Origin of the sequence: Methylophaga sp. (assembly GCF_009711715.1) — a bacterium.
Taxonomy (GTDB): domain Bacteria; phylum Pseudomonadota; class Gammaproteobacteria; order Nitrosococcales; family Methylophagaceae; genus Methylophaga.
In genome coordinates this window covers 258,557-275,189 of sequence record NZ_VENF01000004.1, presented here as the reverse complement: position 1 = coordinate 275,189, position 16,633 = coordinate 258,557, and the positions used below count along the sequence as shown (strand labels likewise).

At 51.4% G+C, this 16,633-nt stretch carries 22 protein-coding genes; 16 read left to right on the top strand and 6 right to left on the bottom strand.

Annotation, left to right across the window (positions count from 1 at the left end; genetic code table 11):
* Positions 1 to 84: 84 nt before the first annotated feature.
* Entirely contained in the window at positions 85 to 249 is a 165-nt protein-coding gene (locus FH755_RS03855; protein WP_292438839.1) for a rubredoxin, read from the bottom strand.
* A gap of 233 nt (positions 250 to 482) precedes the next feature.
* Here FH755_RS03855 and FH755_RS03850 point away from each other — a divergent pair, with 233 nt between their 5' ends.
* Positions 483 to 1,409 carry a hydrogen peroxide-inducible genes activator gene (locus FH755_RS03850; protein ID WP_292438838.1) on the top strand — a complete coding sequence of 309 codons (927 nt, stop codon included), beginning with the start codon at positions 483 to 485 and terminating at the stop codon, positions 1,407 to 1,409.
* Here FH755_RS03850 and FH755_RS03845 read toward each other — a convergent pair.
* Positions 1,391 to 2,029, bottom strand: a complete 639-nt coding sequence (locus FH755_RS03845; RefSeq protein WP_292438836.1) for an SCO family protein — start codon at positions 2,027 to 2,029, stop codon at positions 1,391 to 1,393. The two genes, FH755_RS03850 and FH755_RS03845, sit on opposite strands and share 19 nt — an antisense overlap.
* Before the next feature lie 40 nt (positions 2,030 to 2,069).
* Here FH755_RS03845 and murJ point away from each other — a divergent pair, with 40 nt between their 5' ends.
* Positions 2,070 to 3,611 (top strand): murein biosynthesis integral membrane protein MurJ, encoded by a 1,542-nt coding sequence (gene murJ / locus FH755_RS03840; RefSeq protein ID WP_292438834.1) that lies wholly within the window; start codon positions 2,070 to 2,072, stop codon positions 3,609 to 3,611.
* Positions 3,612 to 3,702: 91 nt separating this feature from the next.
* Here murJ and FH755_RS03835 read toward each other — a convergent pair whose 3' ends face one another.
* Positions 3,703 to 4,377: an OmpW family protein gene (locus tag FH755_RS03835; RefSeq protein ID WP_292438832.1), complete on the bottom strand. Its 675-nt coding sequence runs from the start codon at positions 4,375 to 4,377 to the stop codon at positions 3,703 to 3,705.
* Positions 4,378 to 4,483: 106 nt separating this feature from the next.
* Positions 4,484 to 5,233: a fumarate/nitrate reduction transcriptional regulator Fnr gene (fnr, locus tag FH755_RS03830; RefSeq protein WP_292438830.1), complete on the bottom strand. Its 750-nt coding sequence runs from the start codon at positions 5,231 to 5,233 to the stop codon at positions 4,484 to 4,486.
* Between the two features lie 96 nt (positions 5,234 to 5,329).
* Between fnr and hisB the strand changes: the two genes are divergently transcribed.
* From hisB to tatC, 10 genes are read left to right on the top strand one after another with little or no spacing between them, the layout of a single operon-like run.
* Positions 5,330 to 5,923 carry an imidazoleglycerol-phosphate dehydratase HisB gene (hisB, locus tag FH755_RS03825; protein ID WP_292438828.1) on the top strand — a complete coding sequence of 198 codons (594 nt, stop codon included), beginning with the start codon at positions 5,330 to 5,332 and terminating at the stop codon, positions 5,921 to 5,923.
* Between the two features lie 58 nt (positions 5,924 to 5,981).
* A complete protein-coding gene (hisH, locus tag FH755_RS03820; RefSeq protein ID WP_292438826.1) occupies positions 5,982 to 6,626 on the top strand; it encodes an imidazole glycerol phosphate synthase subunit HisH in 645 nt (214 codons plus the stop codon).
* 28 nt (positions 6,627 to 6,654) lie between these two features.
* A complete protein-coding gene (hisA, locus tag FH755_RS03815; RefSeq protein WP_292438824.1) occupies positions 6,655 to 7,404 on the top strand; it encodes a 1-(5-phosphoribosyl)-5-[(5-phosphoribosylamino)methylideneamino]imidazole-4-carboxamide isomerase in 750 nt (249 codons plus the stop codon).
* Positions 7,405 to 7,410: 6 nt separating this feature from the next.
* On the top strand, positions 7,411 to 8,184 hold the full coding sequence (hisF, locus tag FH755_RS03810) for an imidazole glycerol phosphate synthase subunit HisF (RefSeq protein ID WP_292438822.1): 774 nt from the start codon (positions 7,411 to 7,413) through the stop codon (positions 8,182 to 8,184).
* Complete coding sequence (hisI, locus tag FH755_RS03805) at positions 8,184 to 8,564, top strand: phosphoribosyl-AMP cyclohydrolase (protein ID WP_292438820.1); 381 nt, start codon at positions 8,184 to 8,186, stop codon at positions 8,562 to 8,564. Before hisF ends, hisI begins: the two co-directional genes overlap by 1 nt.
* Positions 8,561 to 8,881 carry a phosphoribosyl-ATP diphosphatase gene (locus tag FH755_RS03800; RefSeq protein WP_292438819.1) on the top strand — a complete coding sequence of 107 codons (321 nt, stop codon included), beginning with the start codon at positions 8,561 to 8,563 and terminating at the stop codon, positions 8,879 to 8,881. The genes hisI and FH755_RS03800 overlap by 4 nt, the downstream gene beginning before the upstream one ends.
* Positions 8,878 to 9,216, top strand: a complete 339-nt coding sequence (locus FH755_RS03795) for a histidine triad nucleotide-binding protein (protein WP_292438818.1) — start codon at positions 8,878 to 8,880, stop codon at positions 9,214 to 9,216. The genes FH755_RS03800 and FH755_RS03795 overlap by 4 nt, the downstream gene beginning before the upstream one ends.
* Positions 9,217 to 9,225: 9 nt before the next feature.
* A complete protein-coding gene (gene tatA / locus FH755_RS03790; RefSeq protein ID WP_366658678.1) occupies positions 9,226 to 9,474 on the top strand; it encodes a Sec-independent protein translocase subunit TatA in 249 nt (82 codons plus the stop codon).
* 18 nt (positions 9,475 to 9,492) lie between these two features.
* Complete coding sequence (gene tatB, locus FH755_RS03785; RefSeq protein ID WP_292438816.1) at positions 9,493 to 9,774, top strand: Sec-independent protein translocase protein TatB; 282 nt, start codon at positions 9,493 to 9,495, stop codon at positions 9,772 to 9,774.
* Complete coding sequence (gene tatC / locus FH755_RS03780) at positions 9,767 to 10,504, top strand: twin-arginine translocase subunit TatC (RefSeq protein ID WP_292438814.1); 738 nt, start codon at positions 9,767 to 9,769, stop codon at positions 10,502 to 10,504. Before tatB ends, tatC begins: the two co-directional genes overlap by 8 nt.
* Here tatC and FH755_RS03775 read toward each other — a convergent pair.
* A complete protein-coding gene (locus FH755_RS03775; protein ID WP_292438813.1) occupies positions 10,501 to 10,845 on the bottom strand; it encodes a pentapeptide repeat-containing protein in 345 nt (114 codons plus the stop codon). The two genes, tatC and FH755_RS03775, sit on opposite strands and share 4 nt — an antisense overlap.
* A 135-nt stretch (positions 10,846 to 10,980) precedes the next feature.
* On the opposite strand from FH755_RS03775, the gene FH755_RS03770 reads away from it, so the two are divergent.
* Positions 10,981 to 11,214, top strand: a complete 234-nt coding sequence (locus tag FH755_RS03770; protein WP_292438812.1) for a TIGR02647 family protein — start codon at positions 10,981 to 10,983, stop codon at positions 11,212 to 11,214.
* Here FH755_RS03770 and folA read toward each other — a convergent pair.
* The gene (gene folA, locus FH755_RS03765) at positions 11,201 to 11,695 is read right to left on the bottom strand and encodes a type 3 dihydrofolate reductase (protein WP_292438810.1); all 495 of its coding nucleotides are present in this window, start codon (positions 11,693 to 11,695) and stop codon (positions 11,201 to 11,203) included. The genes FH755_RS03770 and folA overlap by 14 nt on opposite strands.
* 292 nt (positions 11,696 to 11,987) lie before the next feature.
* Here folA and FH755_RS03760 point away from each other — a divergent pair, with 292 nt between their 5' ends.
* The 3 genes from FH755_RS03760 to FH755_RS03750 all read left to right on the top strand — a co-directional run bounded on the left by FH755_RS03760 (position 11,988) and on the right by FH755_RS03750 (position 16,615).
* Positions 11,988 to 14,168: a primosomal protein N' gene (locus tag FH755_RS03760; protein ID WP_292438808.1), complete on the top strand. Its 2,181-nt coding sequence runs from the start codon at positions 11,988 to 11,990 to the stop codon at positions 14,166 to 14,168.
* A 103-nt stretch (positions 14,169 to 14,271) separates the two neighbouring features.
* On the top strand, positions 14,272 to 16,029 hold the full coding sequence (gene argS / locus FH755_RS03755) for an arginine--tRNA ligase (RefSeq protein ID WP_292438972.1): 1,758 nt from the start codon (positions 14,272 to 14,274) through the stop codon (positions 16,027 to 16,029).
* Between the two features lie 10 nt (positions 16,030 to 16,039).
* A complete protein-coding gene (locus FH755_RS03750) occupies positions 16,040 to 16,615 on the top strand; it encodes an SPOR domain-containing protein (RefSeq protein ID WP_292438806.1) in 576 nt (191 codons plus the stop codon).
* Positions 16,616 to 16,633: the final 18 nt, after the last annotated feature.

Below are 16,633 nucleotides of genomic sequence, written 5' to 3'. Positions count from 1 at the left end.
CGTTTTTTCTAAAATCAGCCAGCAGGGTTTCGAAGATGAAAATAACTGGCTGAACATGTTTTGTTAGATTGATCCTGTGTGCCCTTAAATTTCGACCATCTCGAAATCCCCTTTACCAACACCACATTCAGGACATTCCCAATCTTCCGGAATCTCGTCCCATCGGGTACCTGGCGGGATTCCTTCTTCCGGTAAACCTCGTGCTTCATCGTAAATAAAGCCGCAAACGATGCATTGCCATTTTTTCATTGAAAAACTCTCCTTCTGATCTAATTAAACCGAATACGTCGATTCTAACAAATATCGGGAATGCTCACGCTGATTTGACGCGCTATGTCAAAAACTAATCAGGATTGCTATGAGTCACATTGAGTGACGCTCATAAACAAGCGTCCTGACGTGTAGAGCAGGATACAAAAGCCGATATTCATGATAGTTTAGATAACTGATTAAAGTTTGAATTTTAAACGGAAAATTCGATTATGAGATTACCCACGCTACGCCAGCTACAGTACCTGACCGCAGTAGTTGAAGAGAAACATTTTGGTCATGCTGCCGAAAAATGTTTCGTTACTCAATCCACACTCAGTGCCGGTATACAGGACCTGGAAGAACTGCTGGAAGTTTCCCTGCTGGAGAGAACAAACCGTAAAGTTCTGCCGACACCGATTGGTGAAGAGATTGCCGGACGCGCTCAACAGATTTTGTCCCTCAGTGAAGATCTTGTCGACCTGGCACAGTCAGAAAAAAACCCGCTGTCCGGCCGAATTCAGGTCGGTATCATTCCCACTATCAGTCCATTCCTGCTGCCCAAAGTTCTGCCCACGGTGCGAAAACAATTACCCAATCTGGAAATTTTGCTGATTGAAGATCAGTCAGAACGCTTACTGGATCTGCTGGAGGCGGGGAGTATTGATGTCGCTGTTTTAGCGTTTCCGTTTAATACCCGCGGCCTCACCCATCGGATCTTTGCTCGTGAGCCGTTCTGGGTGGCGTTGCCCAGACAGCACCGTCTGGCCCAGAAGAAAGCGCTGAAACCCGATGAACTGCCTACCAATGAGCTACTGCTGCTCGCTGAAGGTCACTGCATGCGTGAGCACGCACTCAGCGCCTGTCAATTGCCGGCATCAGCACAGCGCAAAAGTGTACAGGCCACCAGTCTTTATACCCTGATCGAAATGGTTGCCAGCGGGCTTGGGATCACGCTGATTCCGGATATGGCGATCAAATCCGATATGGTCAGTCATTCGGAAATCAGCCTGGTGCCGCTCGAAAATAAAAATGATCAGGCCATGCGCGAAATCGGCCTGGTATGGCGGCCCAGTTTCCGCCGTACCGCTACACTGGAGCAACTGGCACAAACCTTCTCTGATGCGTTAGAAGACACGGATTATTCAGTGCGCGCATAGAAATCCCTTAATGCCAGGAATTGCTGCTGGACCAGCGGCGAAGAAAAGGGCGGCTCGAAGCGGGCATAAGCCCGGCCTTTGGGATCAACCAGAAAAATGCTGTGTTGCTGCTCGAGACTGTAACCACGTTCCAGTGGCGTCCTCAGGTAGAGAAACCCAAAGGCTTCACTCAGTTCAGTAAGTATTGCCTTATCCCCCCCATACAAGGGCAGCGACGGTGTATTGCGCAACCACCACGGCGGCCGCAATGTTTCCTGACGACTGTCGAAATTAATCAGTACAAACTGTGTCTCGCTTGCTGCGGCCAGCTGCTGCAGATTATGCATGACTGACAACACCGGCTGGCACTGTGGTAGACAGGCGGGATGGGTGAAATACACATAAGTCCACTTACCAAGCAAGCTCTGATCAGTGAGTACCGCTTGCGTATCGGAATAAAGCAGAAACTGCGGCAGGTTAAGCGGTGGTGAACGCAGAAAGGGTGCCAGTGATGGTGGTATTTCCCGGATATCGACCTGTTTCTGCTCCGTCTTGTACAGCCAGCCAAGTAGCAGACTCGCAAAGACAACGAGATATAACAGTAAAAAACCCTTAGAATTAAAGCTTTTGAATGACTTCATCCGGTTGATCCCGTTGTTGAACTAACCCTATGAGTATCAAATGAGCGAAAAACTGTTTCAGTCTACCGCAGTTGTCAGCATCATGACTTTCATTTCCCGAATTCTGGGTTTTTTGCGGGATATTGTCATCGCCAGACTGTTCGGCGCCGGCGTCGGTGCTGACGTCTTTTTTGTCGCTTTTAAAATTCCCAACTTCCTGCGCCGCCTGTTTGCAGAGGGTGCTTTTTCGCAAGCCTTTATCCCGGTGTTGGCCGAATTTCGTGAACGTGGCGATAAACCGCTGAAAGAACTGATAGCACAGACCAGCGGTACTCTCGCGATTATTTTAATGCTGATCAGTGCCGTAGGCATGCTGGCTGCACCGGTCATTATTATGATCTTTGCGCCAGGTTTTATCGCGGACCCTTACAAACTGACCCTGGCTGGGGAATTGCTGATAATCACCTTTCCCTACCTGTTATTTATTTCGCTGACCGCACTGGCCGGATCCATACTGAACAGTTTTGGCAAATTCGCGGTGCCGGCATTCACGCCGGTGTTTCTGAATTTATCCCTGATCGCTGCAGCTATCTGGTTGTCACCACATCTGGATGAACCGGTCAAAGCACTGGCCTGGGGCGTGTTTATCGGCGGGGTGGTGCAGCTATTGTTTCAGCTGCCGTTCCTGCTGCAGATTAAAGCCCTGCCCAGACCACGCTGGGGCTGGCGCAGTGAAGGCGTCAGGAAAATAACGAAGCTGATGATTCCGGCCATGTTCGGGGTTTCGGTAGCACAGATCAACCTGCTGCTGGATACGCTGCTGGCTTCTTTCCTCGTCACCGGCAGTATTTCCTGGCTTTATTATTCCGACCGCCTGGTGGAATTCCCACTGGGGGTATTCGGCATTGCCTTATCGACCGTGATTCTGCCCAGCTTGTCGAAAAAACATGCCAGCCAGTCAGCGGAAGGCTTTTCCGACACCATTGACTGGGCTTTGCGCTGGGTCTTTATTATCGGTACGCCAGCCGCTATCGGACTGATTGCGCTGGCACAACCTTTACTGACAACCCTGTTCCAGTATGGAGAATTCGCGGCTGACGATGCCTACAAGGCTTCATTAAGCCTGATGGCCTATGGCCTCGGTCTGCTGCCATTCATATTAATCAAGGTCCTGGCGCCCGGCTATTACGCGCGCCAGGACACTAAAACCCCGGTCAAAATCGGGGTGATCGCCATGGTCAGCAATATGGTGTTGAATGTCATCTTAATGATGTACCTGGCCCATGTCGGCCTGGCACTGGCTACTTCACTGTCCGCTGTATTAAATGCCGGCCTGCTGTATATCGGACTCCGACGTCGCGGTGTCTATTCACCGAACAGCGGCTGGTGGCTGCTTGCTGTCAAACTGGTTGCTGCCAATGGGCTGATGCTGGCACTGCTGCTGTGGCTCACACCGGCAAGTGCGGCCTGGCAGGAGTGGAGCGGCTGGCAGCGTTTTGGGCAACTAATGATGTTGATTGTTGGGGCAGCCCTGGCTTATTTTGCCGTACTGAGCTTACTCGGCATTCGTATCAGGCAATTTATCCGGCCGCATCAGCGCTAAAAAAAGCCCTCCGTTAAGGAGGGCCAATGGCACTACGAGGACACAACCAAAATGCGCGGATGTGCTGTTGAACACCCGCGCATCGAGGGGGTTAGAAACGACGGCCGATACCGACGCCCCAGACGAAGGGATCGATGTCTGCAGTAATTTTGGCTTTTCCGACGGGGGTGCCGGAGAAATGTGCTTCAGTATCGATGTCGATATATTTCACATCAAAGTTAACAAACCAGTCTTGGTTAATAGCAACGTCTACCCCTGCCTGCGCTGCCAGTCCCCATGAACTGTCCAGTTTCACATCCGCACCGGGGATGTCTAAAACATTGCCTGAGACCTCTTCATCGAAGAAATAGGTGTAATTAACACCGACACCCACATAGGGACGAATATTGGAGTCCGGCAGGAAGTGATATTGCAGGGTCAGCGTCGGTGGCAACACTTTGGTGTCAATAACATCGCCCAGCGCAGACCAGGTTTTGTGAGCTTTAACCGTATGCTCCGAATAACCCAGAATCAGCTCCAATCCCCAGTTTCTTGTCAGCATATAGGTGATATCAAGTTCTGGAACGGTATCGCTGTCAACTTCCACGCCTTCAGAACCCGTGCTCGCGCCGCCGATATAGAGATTGCCACTATCATCATTTGGGTTAACGTTTATCACACGACCACGAACCAGCCAGTCGCCTGCTTCATAGGCCATGGCCGGCAGCGTTGCTGCGCTCAAACCCAGGCTTGTGATCATGGCAGCAGCAAAAACCGATTTTTTCATTCTTTTTCCTCCGGGACGAACCCTTGTACGTCAAACATGGGCTCATTGTCGGGGAGGGCGCTTATCAGCGCATTGACCTGGATCAATTATGCGTAAGGTAGGGGGATCAACCGCAGAGTTGCTTGAGTTTGTCGGAATCGAGCAGACTGATTGCCTTGCTCTGTATACTGATTAGACCTTCATCCTGAAAGCGGGTAAACAGGCGACTGACCGTTTCTACCGCAAGCCCCAGGTGGTTGGCGATATCACCGCGCGACATGGTGAGCTGAAATTCGCGCGCCGAAAAACCGCGATCCTGGAAACGTCGGGACAGCGACAGCAAAAATGTCGCCAGCTTCTCTTCAGCGGTCTTTTTGCCCAGCAGGAACATCAACGTTTTGTCACCGGACAGTTCTTTGCTCAGTCGCGACATCATCTGCACCTGAAGCTGGGGCATGGTGGTGCCGAATTCCTGCAGTTTTTCAAACGGCAATTCACAGACACTGCTGCTTTCCAGCGCCTTGGCGGTGGATTTGTAGGCTTGTTCGTAGATTGCATCCATGCCGATGAATTCACCGGGGAAATAAAAGCCGGTGACCTGCTCGCGGCCATCGCTGGCCTGCACCGTGGTTTTGAATGATCCGGAACGCACCACAAAGATCGATTTGAATGGTGTGTCTGACGCAAACAATGCCTCACCACGAGTAAAGCCCTGGCTGCGCTTGATGATTTTGTCGAGCTGAGCCAGGTCATTACTGTGCAGACCCAGCGGTAAACACAGCCGGTAAAGTGAACATTCACGGCAGGCTATATTGTGTTCGTGCTCGACTTTGGCGAGGTCTTTGAATAACGGGGTGACGTTGTTCAATTGAGCCATTACTGATCCTTGTGCGTAACATTGCCTATAATAACCCTTCAAACCCTTGTCCGAAACAGTTATTATCTCGTTTTATTAATAAAATCAGGATTAACAATGACCGCTCGTAGCGCGACTGTTGCGCGAAACACGCTGGAAACGCAGATTGACGTTGCTATCAACCTCGATGGCAGCGGCAAATTCCAAGCCGAAACCGGCGTTCCCTTTCTCGACCACATGATGGATCAAATCGCCCGCCACGGCCTGTTTGATCTGACGGTGAAAGCCAACGGGGATCTGCATATTGATGCCCACCACACTGTTGAAGATGTCGGTATTACCATTGGTCAGGCACTGAAAAAAGCGCTGGGTGACAAGAAAGGCGTCGTTCGCTACGGTCATGCCTATGTGCCGCTGGACGAAGCATTGTCACGCGTTGTACTGGATCTGTCAGGCCGCCCCGGCCTCGAGTTCGATGTCACTTTTACCCGCGACAAGATTGGCGATTTTGATGTGGATCTTTTCTACGAGTTTTTCCAGGGGCTGGTGAATCATGCCGGCATCACGCTGCATATCGATAACCTGAAAGGTCGTAATGCCCATCACATTGCTGAAACCATTTTCAAAGCTTTTGGTCGTGCCCTGCGCATGGCTGTTGCGCTTGATCAGCGGGCGCTGGAGCAATTACCGTCAACCAAAGGGGCACTATAAGCGCACCATTCAGGCTTATCGCCAACGTTATTCAAGATGATTTGTAAACAGGTTTAAGATGCGTCGCGTAGCAGTGATCGACTATGGCATGGGCAATCTCCGCTCAGTCTCCAAGGCACTGGAAACCGTCTCCGGGCAATCCGCTCAGGTTATCGTCAGTTCCGATCCGGACGAAATCCTCTCGGCCAGTCACGTGCTGTTCCCCGGCGTGGGCGCGATACGTGACTGTATTGATGAACTGAAACGGCGGGGCCTCAAAGATATCGTCAGTGAAACCGCCCGTAGCAAACCCTTCATGGGCATCTGCCTGGGTATGCAGGCGATGCTGAGCCATAGTGAAGAAAATAACGGTATTGATGCCCTCGGCATTATTCCGGGCCAAGTCAAAGCCTTTAACAAGCCGCTATCAGCCCGGGGCGATAAATTGAAAGTGCCTCATATGGGCTGGAATCAGGTCCATCAGACCTGTGATCACCCCTTATGGAAAAATATTGAACAGGACAGCCGCTTTTATTTTGTCCATGGCTATTTTGTCAGTCCTGCTGACCCCGCTGTGGTGGCTGCCACAACCCATTACGGTGATGACTTTGCTTCGGCGATTTATCGCGATAATGTGTTTGCGACCCAGTTCCACCCGGAGAAAAGTCAGCGCGCCGGCCTGCAGTTACTGGAAAATTTTGTAAACTGGGACGGACAAAGCTGATGACCGCCCAACTAACGGAGAATGATTTATGTTGTTGATCCCTGCCATTGATCTCAAACAAGGTCACTGCGTACGTTTGCGTCAGGGGCGAATGGAAGACAATACCGTGTTTTCGGATGATCCGGTTGCGGTCGCCCGAAAATGGGTGGAAGCAGGGGCGAAACGGCTGCATATGGTCGATCTCGACGGTGCCTTCGCCGGCAACCCGGTCAATGCGGATGTCATTCATAAGGTCTGTGAGACCTTCCCCGAGCTGGATGTTCAGGTCGGTGGCGGTATTCGTGACGAAGAAACCATCGAAACCTATCTGCACGCCGGTGTCCGCTATGTCATTCTGGGCACCAAGGCGATTAATGCCCCCCACTTTGTGGGCGATGTCTGCGCTGAATTCCCGGGCCACATCATCATCGGCCTGGACGCTAAAGACGGCAAGGTTGCTATTGATGGCTGGTCGAAACTGTCTAATCATGATGTCATCGATATTGCGCAACAGTTTGAACAGGACGGCGTCGAAGCCATTATCTACACCGATATCAGCCGTGACGGCATGATGCAGGGTGTGAACCTGGAATCGACCCGCAAACTGGCCCGTGCGATCCAGATCCCGGTCATCGCCTCCGGCGGTGTCAGCAGCTATGAAGATATTGAGGCTTTGTGTGAAGCCGAAGCTGAAGGGGTGATGGGTGCGATTCTGGGCCGTTCGATTTACGAAGGCAGTATCGATCTGAAAAAAGGTCAGGAGCTGGCCGATAAACTGAATCCGCCACTGGAGTTTTAATCGCAAATGGGTCTCGCCAAACGCATCATTCCCTGTCTCGACGTCGATAACGGCCGCGTAGTCAAAGGCGTGCAGTTTGTCGATATTCGTGATGCCGGCGATCCGATTGAAGTCGCCAAGCGTTATGACGAGCAGGGCGCAGACGAAATTACCTTTCTCGATATTACAGCAACCCATCATGAACGCGACACCATGGTGCATGTGGTGGAAGCAGTGGCCAGCCAGGTGTTTATTCCACTGACCGTCGGCGGGGGTATCCGCACAGTGGAAGATATCCGCCGGATGCTGAATGCCGGTGCTGATAAAGTCGGTATCAACTCTGCGGCAGTAAAGAACCCGGATTTTGTCCGCGAAGCGGCCGAACGATTCGGCTCACAGTGTATTGTCGTCGCAATTGATGCCAAACGCGTGTCCGCAGAAGACGAACCCTCGCGCTGGGAAATCTTCACGCATGGCGGTCGTCAACCTACTGGCATTGATGCGGTGGAATGGGCCAGAAAAATGGTCGCCAACGGAGCCGGTGAAATTCTGTTGACCAGCATGGATCGTGATGGCACCAAATCCGGGTTTGATCTGGAACTGACCCGCACTATCAGCGATGCAGTTGATGTACCGGTGATTGCCTCGGGCGGTGTCGGTCAGCTGCAGGATCTGAGCGATGGGATAATCGAAGGTCATGCCGACGCGGTGCTGGCCGCCAGCATTTTTCACTTCGGTGAACACACGGTACAGGAAGCCAAGCAGCAGATGGCCAGTCAGGGTATTGAGGTGAGACTGTAATGGACTTTCTGCAACAGGTGAAATGGAATGATGACGGTCTGGTTCCCGTTATAACTCAGGAATCTGAAACGAAGCAAGTACTCACTTTAGCCTGGATGAATCGTGAAGCTTTAAAGCTCACCGCTGAGACCGGTCATGCTGTTTACTGGTCACGTTCCAGACAAAAAATCTGGCACAAAGGAGAGCAATCCGGCCATCAGCAGATCATCAAATCGATCCGGCTCGATTGTGATTTTGACGCTGTCTTGCTGGAAGTTGAACAGAAAGGGGGCATCGCCTGTCATACCGGACGCCATCACTGCTTCTATTTCCGCCTGGAAGACGGTCAATGGCAGCCAGTGGAACCGGTCCTGAAAAACCCTGACGAGATATACTCATGAGCGATATTCTGCACAAACTCAGCCTGGTGCTGAACGACCGCAAGCAGGCCGACCCGGCATCCTCCTATGTCGCCAGTCTTTACGCCGCCGGCACCGACAAGATCCTCAAGAAACTGGGTGAAGAAGCGACCGAGACCGTGATCGCCGGCAAAGGCGGCCAGCGTGACGAAATTATTTACGAAACCGCGGATCTGTGGTTTCACAGCCTGGTCTTACTGGCGCATAATGATATCGATCCGCAATTGATTCTGGACGAACTGGACCGGCGTTTCGGTCTGTCCGGCCATGAAGAAAAAGCCAGCAGGAGCGAACCATGAGTGATTGCCTTTTCTGTAAAATTCTCAATGGCGATATCCCTTCTACCAAAGTATTCGAAGACGAAAAAATCTATGTCTTCAAAGATATCCATCCGAAAGCAGATGTCCATCTGCTGGTGATCCCAAGGGTCCATATTGCCCGTCTTGACGAAACAGGACCGGAACATGCTGATCTACTGGCCCATATGATGTTGTCATTGCCGCAAATTGCCAAAGCGCAGGGCCTCGACGACGGTTTCCGCAGTATTATTAACACCGGGCCCGGAGGAGGGCAGGAAGTTGATCATCTGCATATTCACATCCTCGGTGGCAGTTCGCTGCCCGGCTTTAAATAGGAGCGCCTTATGGGTATCGGTGGAATCAGCATCTGGCAGTTACTGATCATTCTGGTCATCGTCGTGCTGTTGTTCGGCACCAAGAAACTACGTTCGCTGGGCGGTGATCTGGGCAGTGCCATCAAGAACTTCAAAGACTCGATGCAGGAAGGTCGAGACGAGTCGGAGAAAAAGGATGATGACAATATCATCGAGCATGATGATAAAAATGCCCACAACCAGCAGCGACAACAGGATAAGGATAAATCCTCCCGCTAAACTACCGCCAGGTGCGCTATGTTTGATATCGGTTTCTGGGAAATCCTGCTGATTGCGGTGGTCGCCCTTATCGTCGTGGGTCCTGAACGGTTGCCCAGGCTGATTCGTGTTACTGGTCTCTGGATTGGCCGCGCCCAGGCTTCCCTGCAAAGCATCCGCAATGAAATCTCCAAGGAACTGCGTGCGGAAGAGCTTCGTGATGCGCTGAAAAAACCAGACAATATGCCGGATATGAATGAAGAAATCCGGTTGGATGACAAAGAAAAGCAACAATCACAGGACAAAAAACAGGATGGATGAACAGCAGCCACTGATATCGCACCTGGTTGAGTTGCGTGATCGCCTGCTGCGTGCGGTCCTGGCGGTTTTACTGGTGGCGCTGTGCTTATTTCCTTTCGCCAACGACTTGTACCTGTTTCTGTCCGAGCCGCTGATGCGACATCTGCCGGAAACCAGCTCGATGATTGCGACCGAGGTCGCATCACCTTTTTTAACCCCGTTTAAACTCACCCTGAGCACCGCAATTATGCTGGCCGTGCCGTATCTGCTCTACCAGCTCTGGGCTTTTGTGGCGCCGGGCTTATACGATCACGAGCGTAAACTGGTTTTCCCGCTGCTGTTCGCCAGCACGCTACTGTTTTTCCTGGGGATTGCCTTCGCGTTTTATGTCGTGTTTCCGCTGATTTTTGCGTTTCTGACCCAGGCAGCGCCGGAAGGGGTGGCGGTAATGACTGATATCAGCAGTTACCTGGATTTTGTGCTCAAGCTGTTTTTTGCATTCGGTCTTGCATTTGAAGTGCCGATAGCTACCTTGCTGTTGATCTGGACCGGGGCATCGACCGTGGAAAGCCTGACTGAAAAACGGCCTTATGTGATTGTCGGCGCCTTCGTCGTCGGCATGTTGCTGACACCACCGGATGTGATTTCTCAGACCTTGCTGGCCGTGCCTGTGTGGCTGTTATTCGAGCTGGGCCTACTCAGTGCCCGCTGGCTGCCGAAAAGACGTCGCAGCGACGAGGAACAAGCCTAGATGCTGTAACGCATCCGGGTACCGTGTTGCAGCGATAACTCGATCTCTTCTGCACGAATCTGGCTGGGAAAATAGACCCCGGAGATTTTGGCGCCGTGGATACTGGCACCTTCCAGGCTCAGACAAGCGCTGAAGTCAATGCCACGCAGATCGGCCTGACGAAAATAACTGTTGGAGAAATCCAGTCCCTCGGTATTGAGCCCCTGTAAATTCAGGTGACGAAAATCACAGCTGGTCAGGTTTACCTGTTCGCCGGCAGCTACACGCCGGTTGAATTCTTCTACCTTTCCCTCACGCAGCAGCTGATAGAGTGGATTATCGGAAATAACCGGTACTGTCATTACGCTCTCCTGACATTTTTATAGGTCCAAGATTACCGGCCACGGCATCGCTTGTAAATGCAGATAAATGCCCCTTTGCAAGACGCGCACTTATGCTATGTTGTATCTGAATCAACACGCAAAGAGGCGCTGCTTATGACCATAAAACAAGCCCTGATTGATGAGCTGGAAGTATTACTGCAATTCCCGCTCGACAGTACCCAGGCCGGCATTAAAATTCACCAGAATGCCAAGGAGGGGCTGATTGAGGCAGCGCAACATTTATATGACAAAGGCCTGATCAGCCAGGAAGACGGTGGCTACCTGACCGATCTTGGCTATGAAGCCGCAGAACATCTGCAACATGCGCTAAGAATCATGACTTCCTGATCCGCTGATAGAGCAGGAAACTGTAGTCATAGTCATTTTTCTCATCCGCCTGGTGATCTTCACGGCTGACTAACTTCCATTCTTCAGCCGACCAGTCCGGGAACCAGGTATCCCCCTCCAGGCGGGTGTGAACCAGGGTCAGATACAGCTTATCTGCCAGCGCCAGTGTCTGCTGATACAGCGACGCGCCCCCCATAATCATCACTTCTTCCTGTGCCCGGCACAATGCCAGCGCTTCATCGAGTGAATTCACCACATCACAGCCCTGCGCCTGATAGTTGTCACGGCTGCTGATCACAATATTCTGTCTACCCGGCAACGGACGCCCTATCGATTCATGGGTGCGACGCCCCATGATAATGGGTTTATCCATGGTCACCCGTTTGAAATGCTGCAAATCAGCCGACAAACGCCAGGGCAAATCATTGTCTTTTCCTATCAGGCCCTGCTCATCTGTAGCCACAATAATCGCTAACTTCATTCGTTCATTCCATTCAAAATAGGGACTAGGATAACGCTAAAAACACCCGGTAATAAGTGCTGTATAAGTTCACAATAAGATCGATCATAACTTGTGGATAACTTTTGCTGTGGATAACTCGCTATTTTGTCCACAACAAATCCCTGCTTCCCTATAAAAGTTATCAACAACACAGGATCAGGATAAGATGTTGTATTTATGCTGATTACCACAACTATCCAGTTACACACAGGCATAAATCATCAACATCATAAAAAAACTATCTTTCTCTTTCTTTATTGTTAATTGACCTATGAGCAGCACTGTACATATCGCCGTCCCCAGTCCGCTCAGGCAGCTTTTCGATTATCTGTCTGAAAAAGAGCACAGCTTCTGGCAGCCGGGTATGCGGGTTAAAGTGAATTTTGCCGGTCGTGACTGCATCGGGATTGTGATCAGTGCCAGTCCGGCTGAAACCGGTACCACACGGAAACTGAAAAAAATTGAGGCGATTATTGATGAGACCGCACTGATACCTGAAGAAATCATGCAAACTGTGCTCTGGGTCAGTCGTTATTATCACCATCCGCTGGGAGAAGCTTTTCAGACTGCGTTACCGAAACAAATCCGTAATGGCATTGGAGCAGAACTGAACCTGGAGCCATGGTGGTATAAAACCGATATCAGCCCGGAAAAGAAGCTGGGTAAAAAACAACAGGCCTGTCTGAGCTTGCTGGAAGATTATCCGGAAGGCATCAGTCAATCTGCATTGAGGGCTTTCCTTGGCAATGTTTCATCAACACTGAAAGCACTGGAACAGCAGCAGCTGATTTATCAAAAACAACAGGTCAAACTGCCACTGAGTCGCAATGAGCTGACTTTTCCAATGACCTTGAATGAGGAACAGCAACAGGTCGTTGACAGTGTCTGGCAGGAAAGGGAGCAATTCAAAACCTTCCTGCTGCAGGGAATTACCGGCAGTGGTAAAACCGAAGTGTATATCGAACTCACGGAACGCATGCTGCAGGCTGGCAAACAGGTGCTGATACTTATTCCGGAAATCGGTCTGACCGGTCAGTTTGTCGAACGTTTTCAGAAGCGTCTCGATGCCCGCATCGTGATTTTAAACTCGGCTGTATCCGACAGCGAAAGGAAGCAGGGCTGGTTGCTGGCAAAAGCCGGACTGGCAGATGTCATCATCGGGACCCGCTCAGCAGTTTTCACCCCGTTACCCAAACCGGGGCTTGTTATTATCGATGAAGAACATGACAGTTCTTACAAACAACAGGACGGTTTGCGTTATCACGCACGCCATGTGGCATTGGTGCGCGCACAGAAAATGGCCATCCCGGTTTTGATGGGCAGTGCTACCCCATCACTGGACAGCCTTTATCAGGTCCAGCAGAACCGGTTTCAGCTGTTACAGCTCAGCCAGCGCGCCGGAGGTGCCAGACTGCCGTCGGTTCACCTGGTCGACAGTCAGGCTGCCCATCCTGATCACGGCATCAGTGAGCAATTGCTTAAACGAATGCAGACACACCTGAAAGCCGGTAATCAGGTGATTCTGTTTATCAATCGCCGCGGTTATGCGCCGGTCTTGATGTGTCATGAATGCGGTTGGCAGGCCAAGTGTCGTGACTGCGATGCACGCATGGTGGTACACAGGCAAAGACAGATTCTATTCTGTCATCACTGCGGTCTGATTCAGCGTTTACCGGAAAACTGTCCGGATTGTGAACATAAACAGCTGAAAAGCTATGGTGCCGGTACCGAAAAAATCGACGAGCATTTGCAGCAGCTGTTTCCTGATTTTCCGGTCATCCGCGTTGATCGAGACACAACTCAGCGGGTCAATGCTTTTAACGATATCGTGTCTGAAGTCAGACAGGGGCAAGCCCGAATCCTGGTAGGCACCCAGATGCTGGCCAAAGGCCATGATTTTCATGATGTGACACTGGTTGGGGTACTGGATACTGATCAGGGACTCTACAGTGCCGATTTCCGCGCTACAGAAAACCTGGCACAAATGATTACCCAGGTCACCGGCCGTGCCGGACGTGGTGAAAAAGCGGGGGAAGTTCTGATTCAGACCGAACAGACTCAGCACCCGTTCTGGCGCAGTCTGATTAGTGAGGGGTATGCCAGCGCGGCACAGAGACTGCTCAGTGAACGCATTGAAATGGGCATGCCCCCGGTCAGCAACTGGGCGGTGATCCGGGCGGAAGCCAAAGATCGCAGCCTGGCCATGGATTTTCTGCATCAGGTGTCAGAAATACTGCATCATACCGAGCAGCAGGAAGTGATGATTCTGGGACCGGTGCCGACCATCATGGAAAAAAAAGGCGGCCGTTATCGTGCCCAGCTACTTTTAACCTGCGAATCACGTAAACCGCTGCATCAATTGCTGGATTGCTATACCGACAGCATCAGTCGGCATAAGCTGGCTCGTAAATGCCGCTGGTCAATTGATATCGATCCGATGGATCTGATTTGATTTGCTTGCCAGCCTGCTCCCGTTAAAACAAGGATGTCATGAGCACGGTTGATCGGTTAAAATGCGCGACACACTTCAATTTGCATTTCAGGGCGTTAATACGTTGAAAGATCAACTGAAAAACCTGGTCAGCCAGGCTTTATCTATTTTTAACCAAAAACATCAACTTGAGATCGATCTGCCCGAGATTCAGATCGAACGAACCAAAGATAAAAGCCATGGTGATTTTGCCTGCAATATCGCCATGATGCTGGCCAAGCCGGCCAAAATGAATCCTCGCCAGATCGCGACTGACATCACTGAAGCCCTGCCGGCTTCCGATGTGGTCAGCAAGGTGGAGATTGCCGGGCCTGGATTTATCAATTTTTTCCTTACCGCAGAAGCCAGTCAGCAGGTTGTCACAGAGATCCTGATTAAAGCTGAGGCTTACGGTCGTAGTCAGATCGGTAAAGGCAAAAAAGTGCAGGTCGAGTTTGTATCGGCTAACCCGACCGGTCCTTTGCATGTCGGTCATGGTCGCGGTGCCGCCTATGGTTCCGTGGTCAGCAGTCTGCTGATGGCGGCCGGCTTCGATGTGCACCGTGAGTATTACGTTAATGATGCCGGCAGACAGATGGATATTCTGGGCACCAGTGTCTGGCTGCGTTACCTGCAGGCCTGCGGTGAGCACTTCACCTTTCCCAGCAATGCTTATCAGGGGGATTATGTCCGTGACATTGCGGCTGAACTGAAACAACAGTACGGCGAGCAGTTCCGTCACCCTGCCGATGCGGTGTTTGAAGGTATTCCGGCTGATGAACCGGAAGGTGGTGACAAGGAAATGCACATCGATGCCCTGACCAACCGTGCAAAGAAACTGCTGGGTGAAAAGGATTACCGTCGCGTATTTGATAAAGGGCTAAACGCAATTCTGGACGATATCCGGGAAGATCTGGCCGAATTCGGTAGCGAATATGATGAATGGTTTTCCGAGCGCTCACTGGTAGAGTCCGGTGAAGTCGATAAAGCCATTGAACAGCTCAAGGCCGCCGGTCAGCTGTATCAGGACAAAGGGGCCTGGTGGTTCCGTTCCACTGATTATGGTGATGAAAAAGACCGGGTCGTGGTTCGTGATAACGGTCAGGCGACCTACTTTGCTTCCGATATTGCCTATCACCTGAATAAATACCAGCGTGGTTTTGAGCAGATTATTGATATCTGGGGTGCTGATCATCACGGCTATATTCCTCGCGTCAAGGCTGCGGTAACGGCGATGCAGCAGAATGTGGATCAGCTGAAAGTGCTGCTGGTGCAGTTTGCTGTACTTTATCGGGGTGCCGAAAAAGTCGGTATGTCCACCCGTAGCGGTGAATTTGTCACCCTGCGTGAACTGCGTGATGAGGTCGGTAAGGATGCTGCCCGTTTTTTCTATGTCATGCGGGGTGCTGATCAGCATATGGATTTTGATCTGGAACTGGCCAAATCGCAAAGTAATGACAATCCGGTGTATTACGTCCAGTACGCGCATGCCCGGGTCTGCAGTGTGTTCCGCCAGCTTGAAGAGCGTGGTATGCAATGGAACCAGGCGCAGGGTGAAGCCAATCTGTCGGCGCTGACCGCTGACCATGAAGAAGCGCTGATGACACGTCTTTCGACGTATCCGGAAGTGTTGGAAAATGCAGCGATTAATTACACCCCCCATATGCTGGCGCATTATCTGACCGATCTGGCGCGTGATTTTCATACCTACTACAACGCGCATCAGTTTATTGTTGAAGATGAAGCCCTGTGTCAGGCGAGGCTTACACTGATCGCCGCTGTTCGTCAGGTTATTGCCAATGCGCTGGGCGTGATGGGCGTTTCCGCGCCGGAATCCATGTAAGAGGTCCATTGTGGCAGCGAGAAGAAATACCCGTAACAACGATCAAGGCCGCAGTCTTCCCTGGGGGCCAATGCTGCTCAGTTTTCTGGTCGGCGCTTTTGTCATGTTCCTTTTGCACTTGAAAGATAATGTGCCGGAGGATAAGACAGCGGCAGTGAATAAACCCGCCGAGCAGGAGCAGCCACAGAGCGTTGAGCCAACCTTTGATTTCTATACCTTGTTACCGGAAATGGAAACGGTGGTCGAAAACAAGAATAAAGGCGAGCAGCCCGTGGTGACCGCGCCGCCGGAACCGCCAGCGGCAGAGCCGGAAACCGCGACTCAGACACAAGCTGAACCAGCTGAGCGTTATATGATTCAGGTCGGTTCATTCAAAAAACTGGCTGATGCTGACGGCTTCCGTGCCAAGTTAGCCTTATTGGGTATTGAGTCTAAAGTTCAGACCGTTACCATAGACAACAAAGACACATGGCATCGCGTGCAAATCGGACCCATTGCCGGCCGCGACAAGGCTGATGCGTTGCAGCGCCAGTTACGTGAAAACCAGATTGATTCCTTGCTGCTTCGCACCCAGCAGAGTGGTTAGCGATGCCCCGGCTCAAGG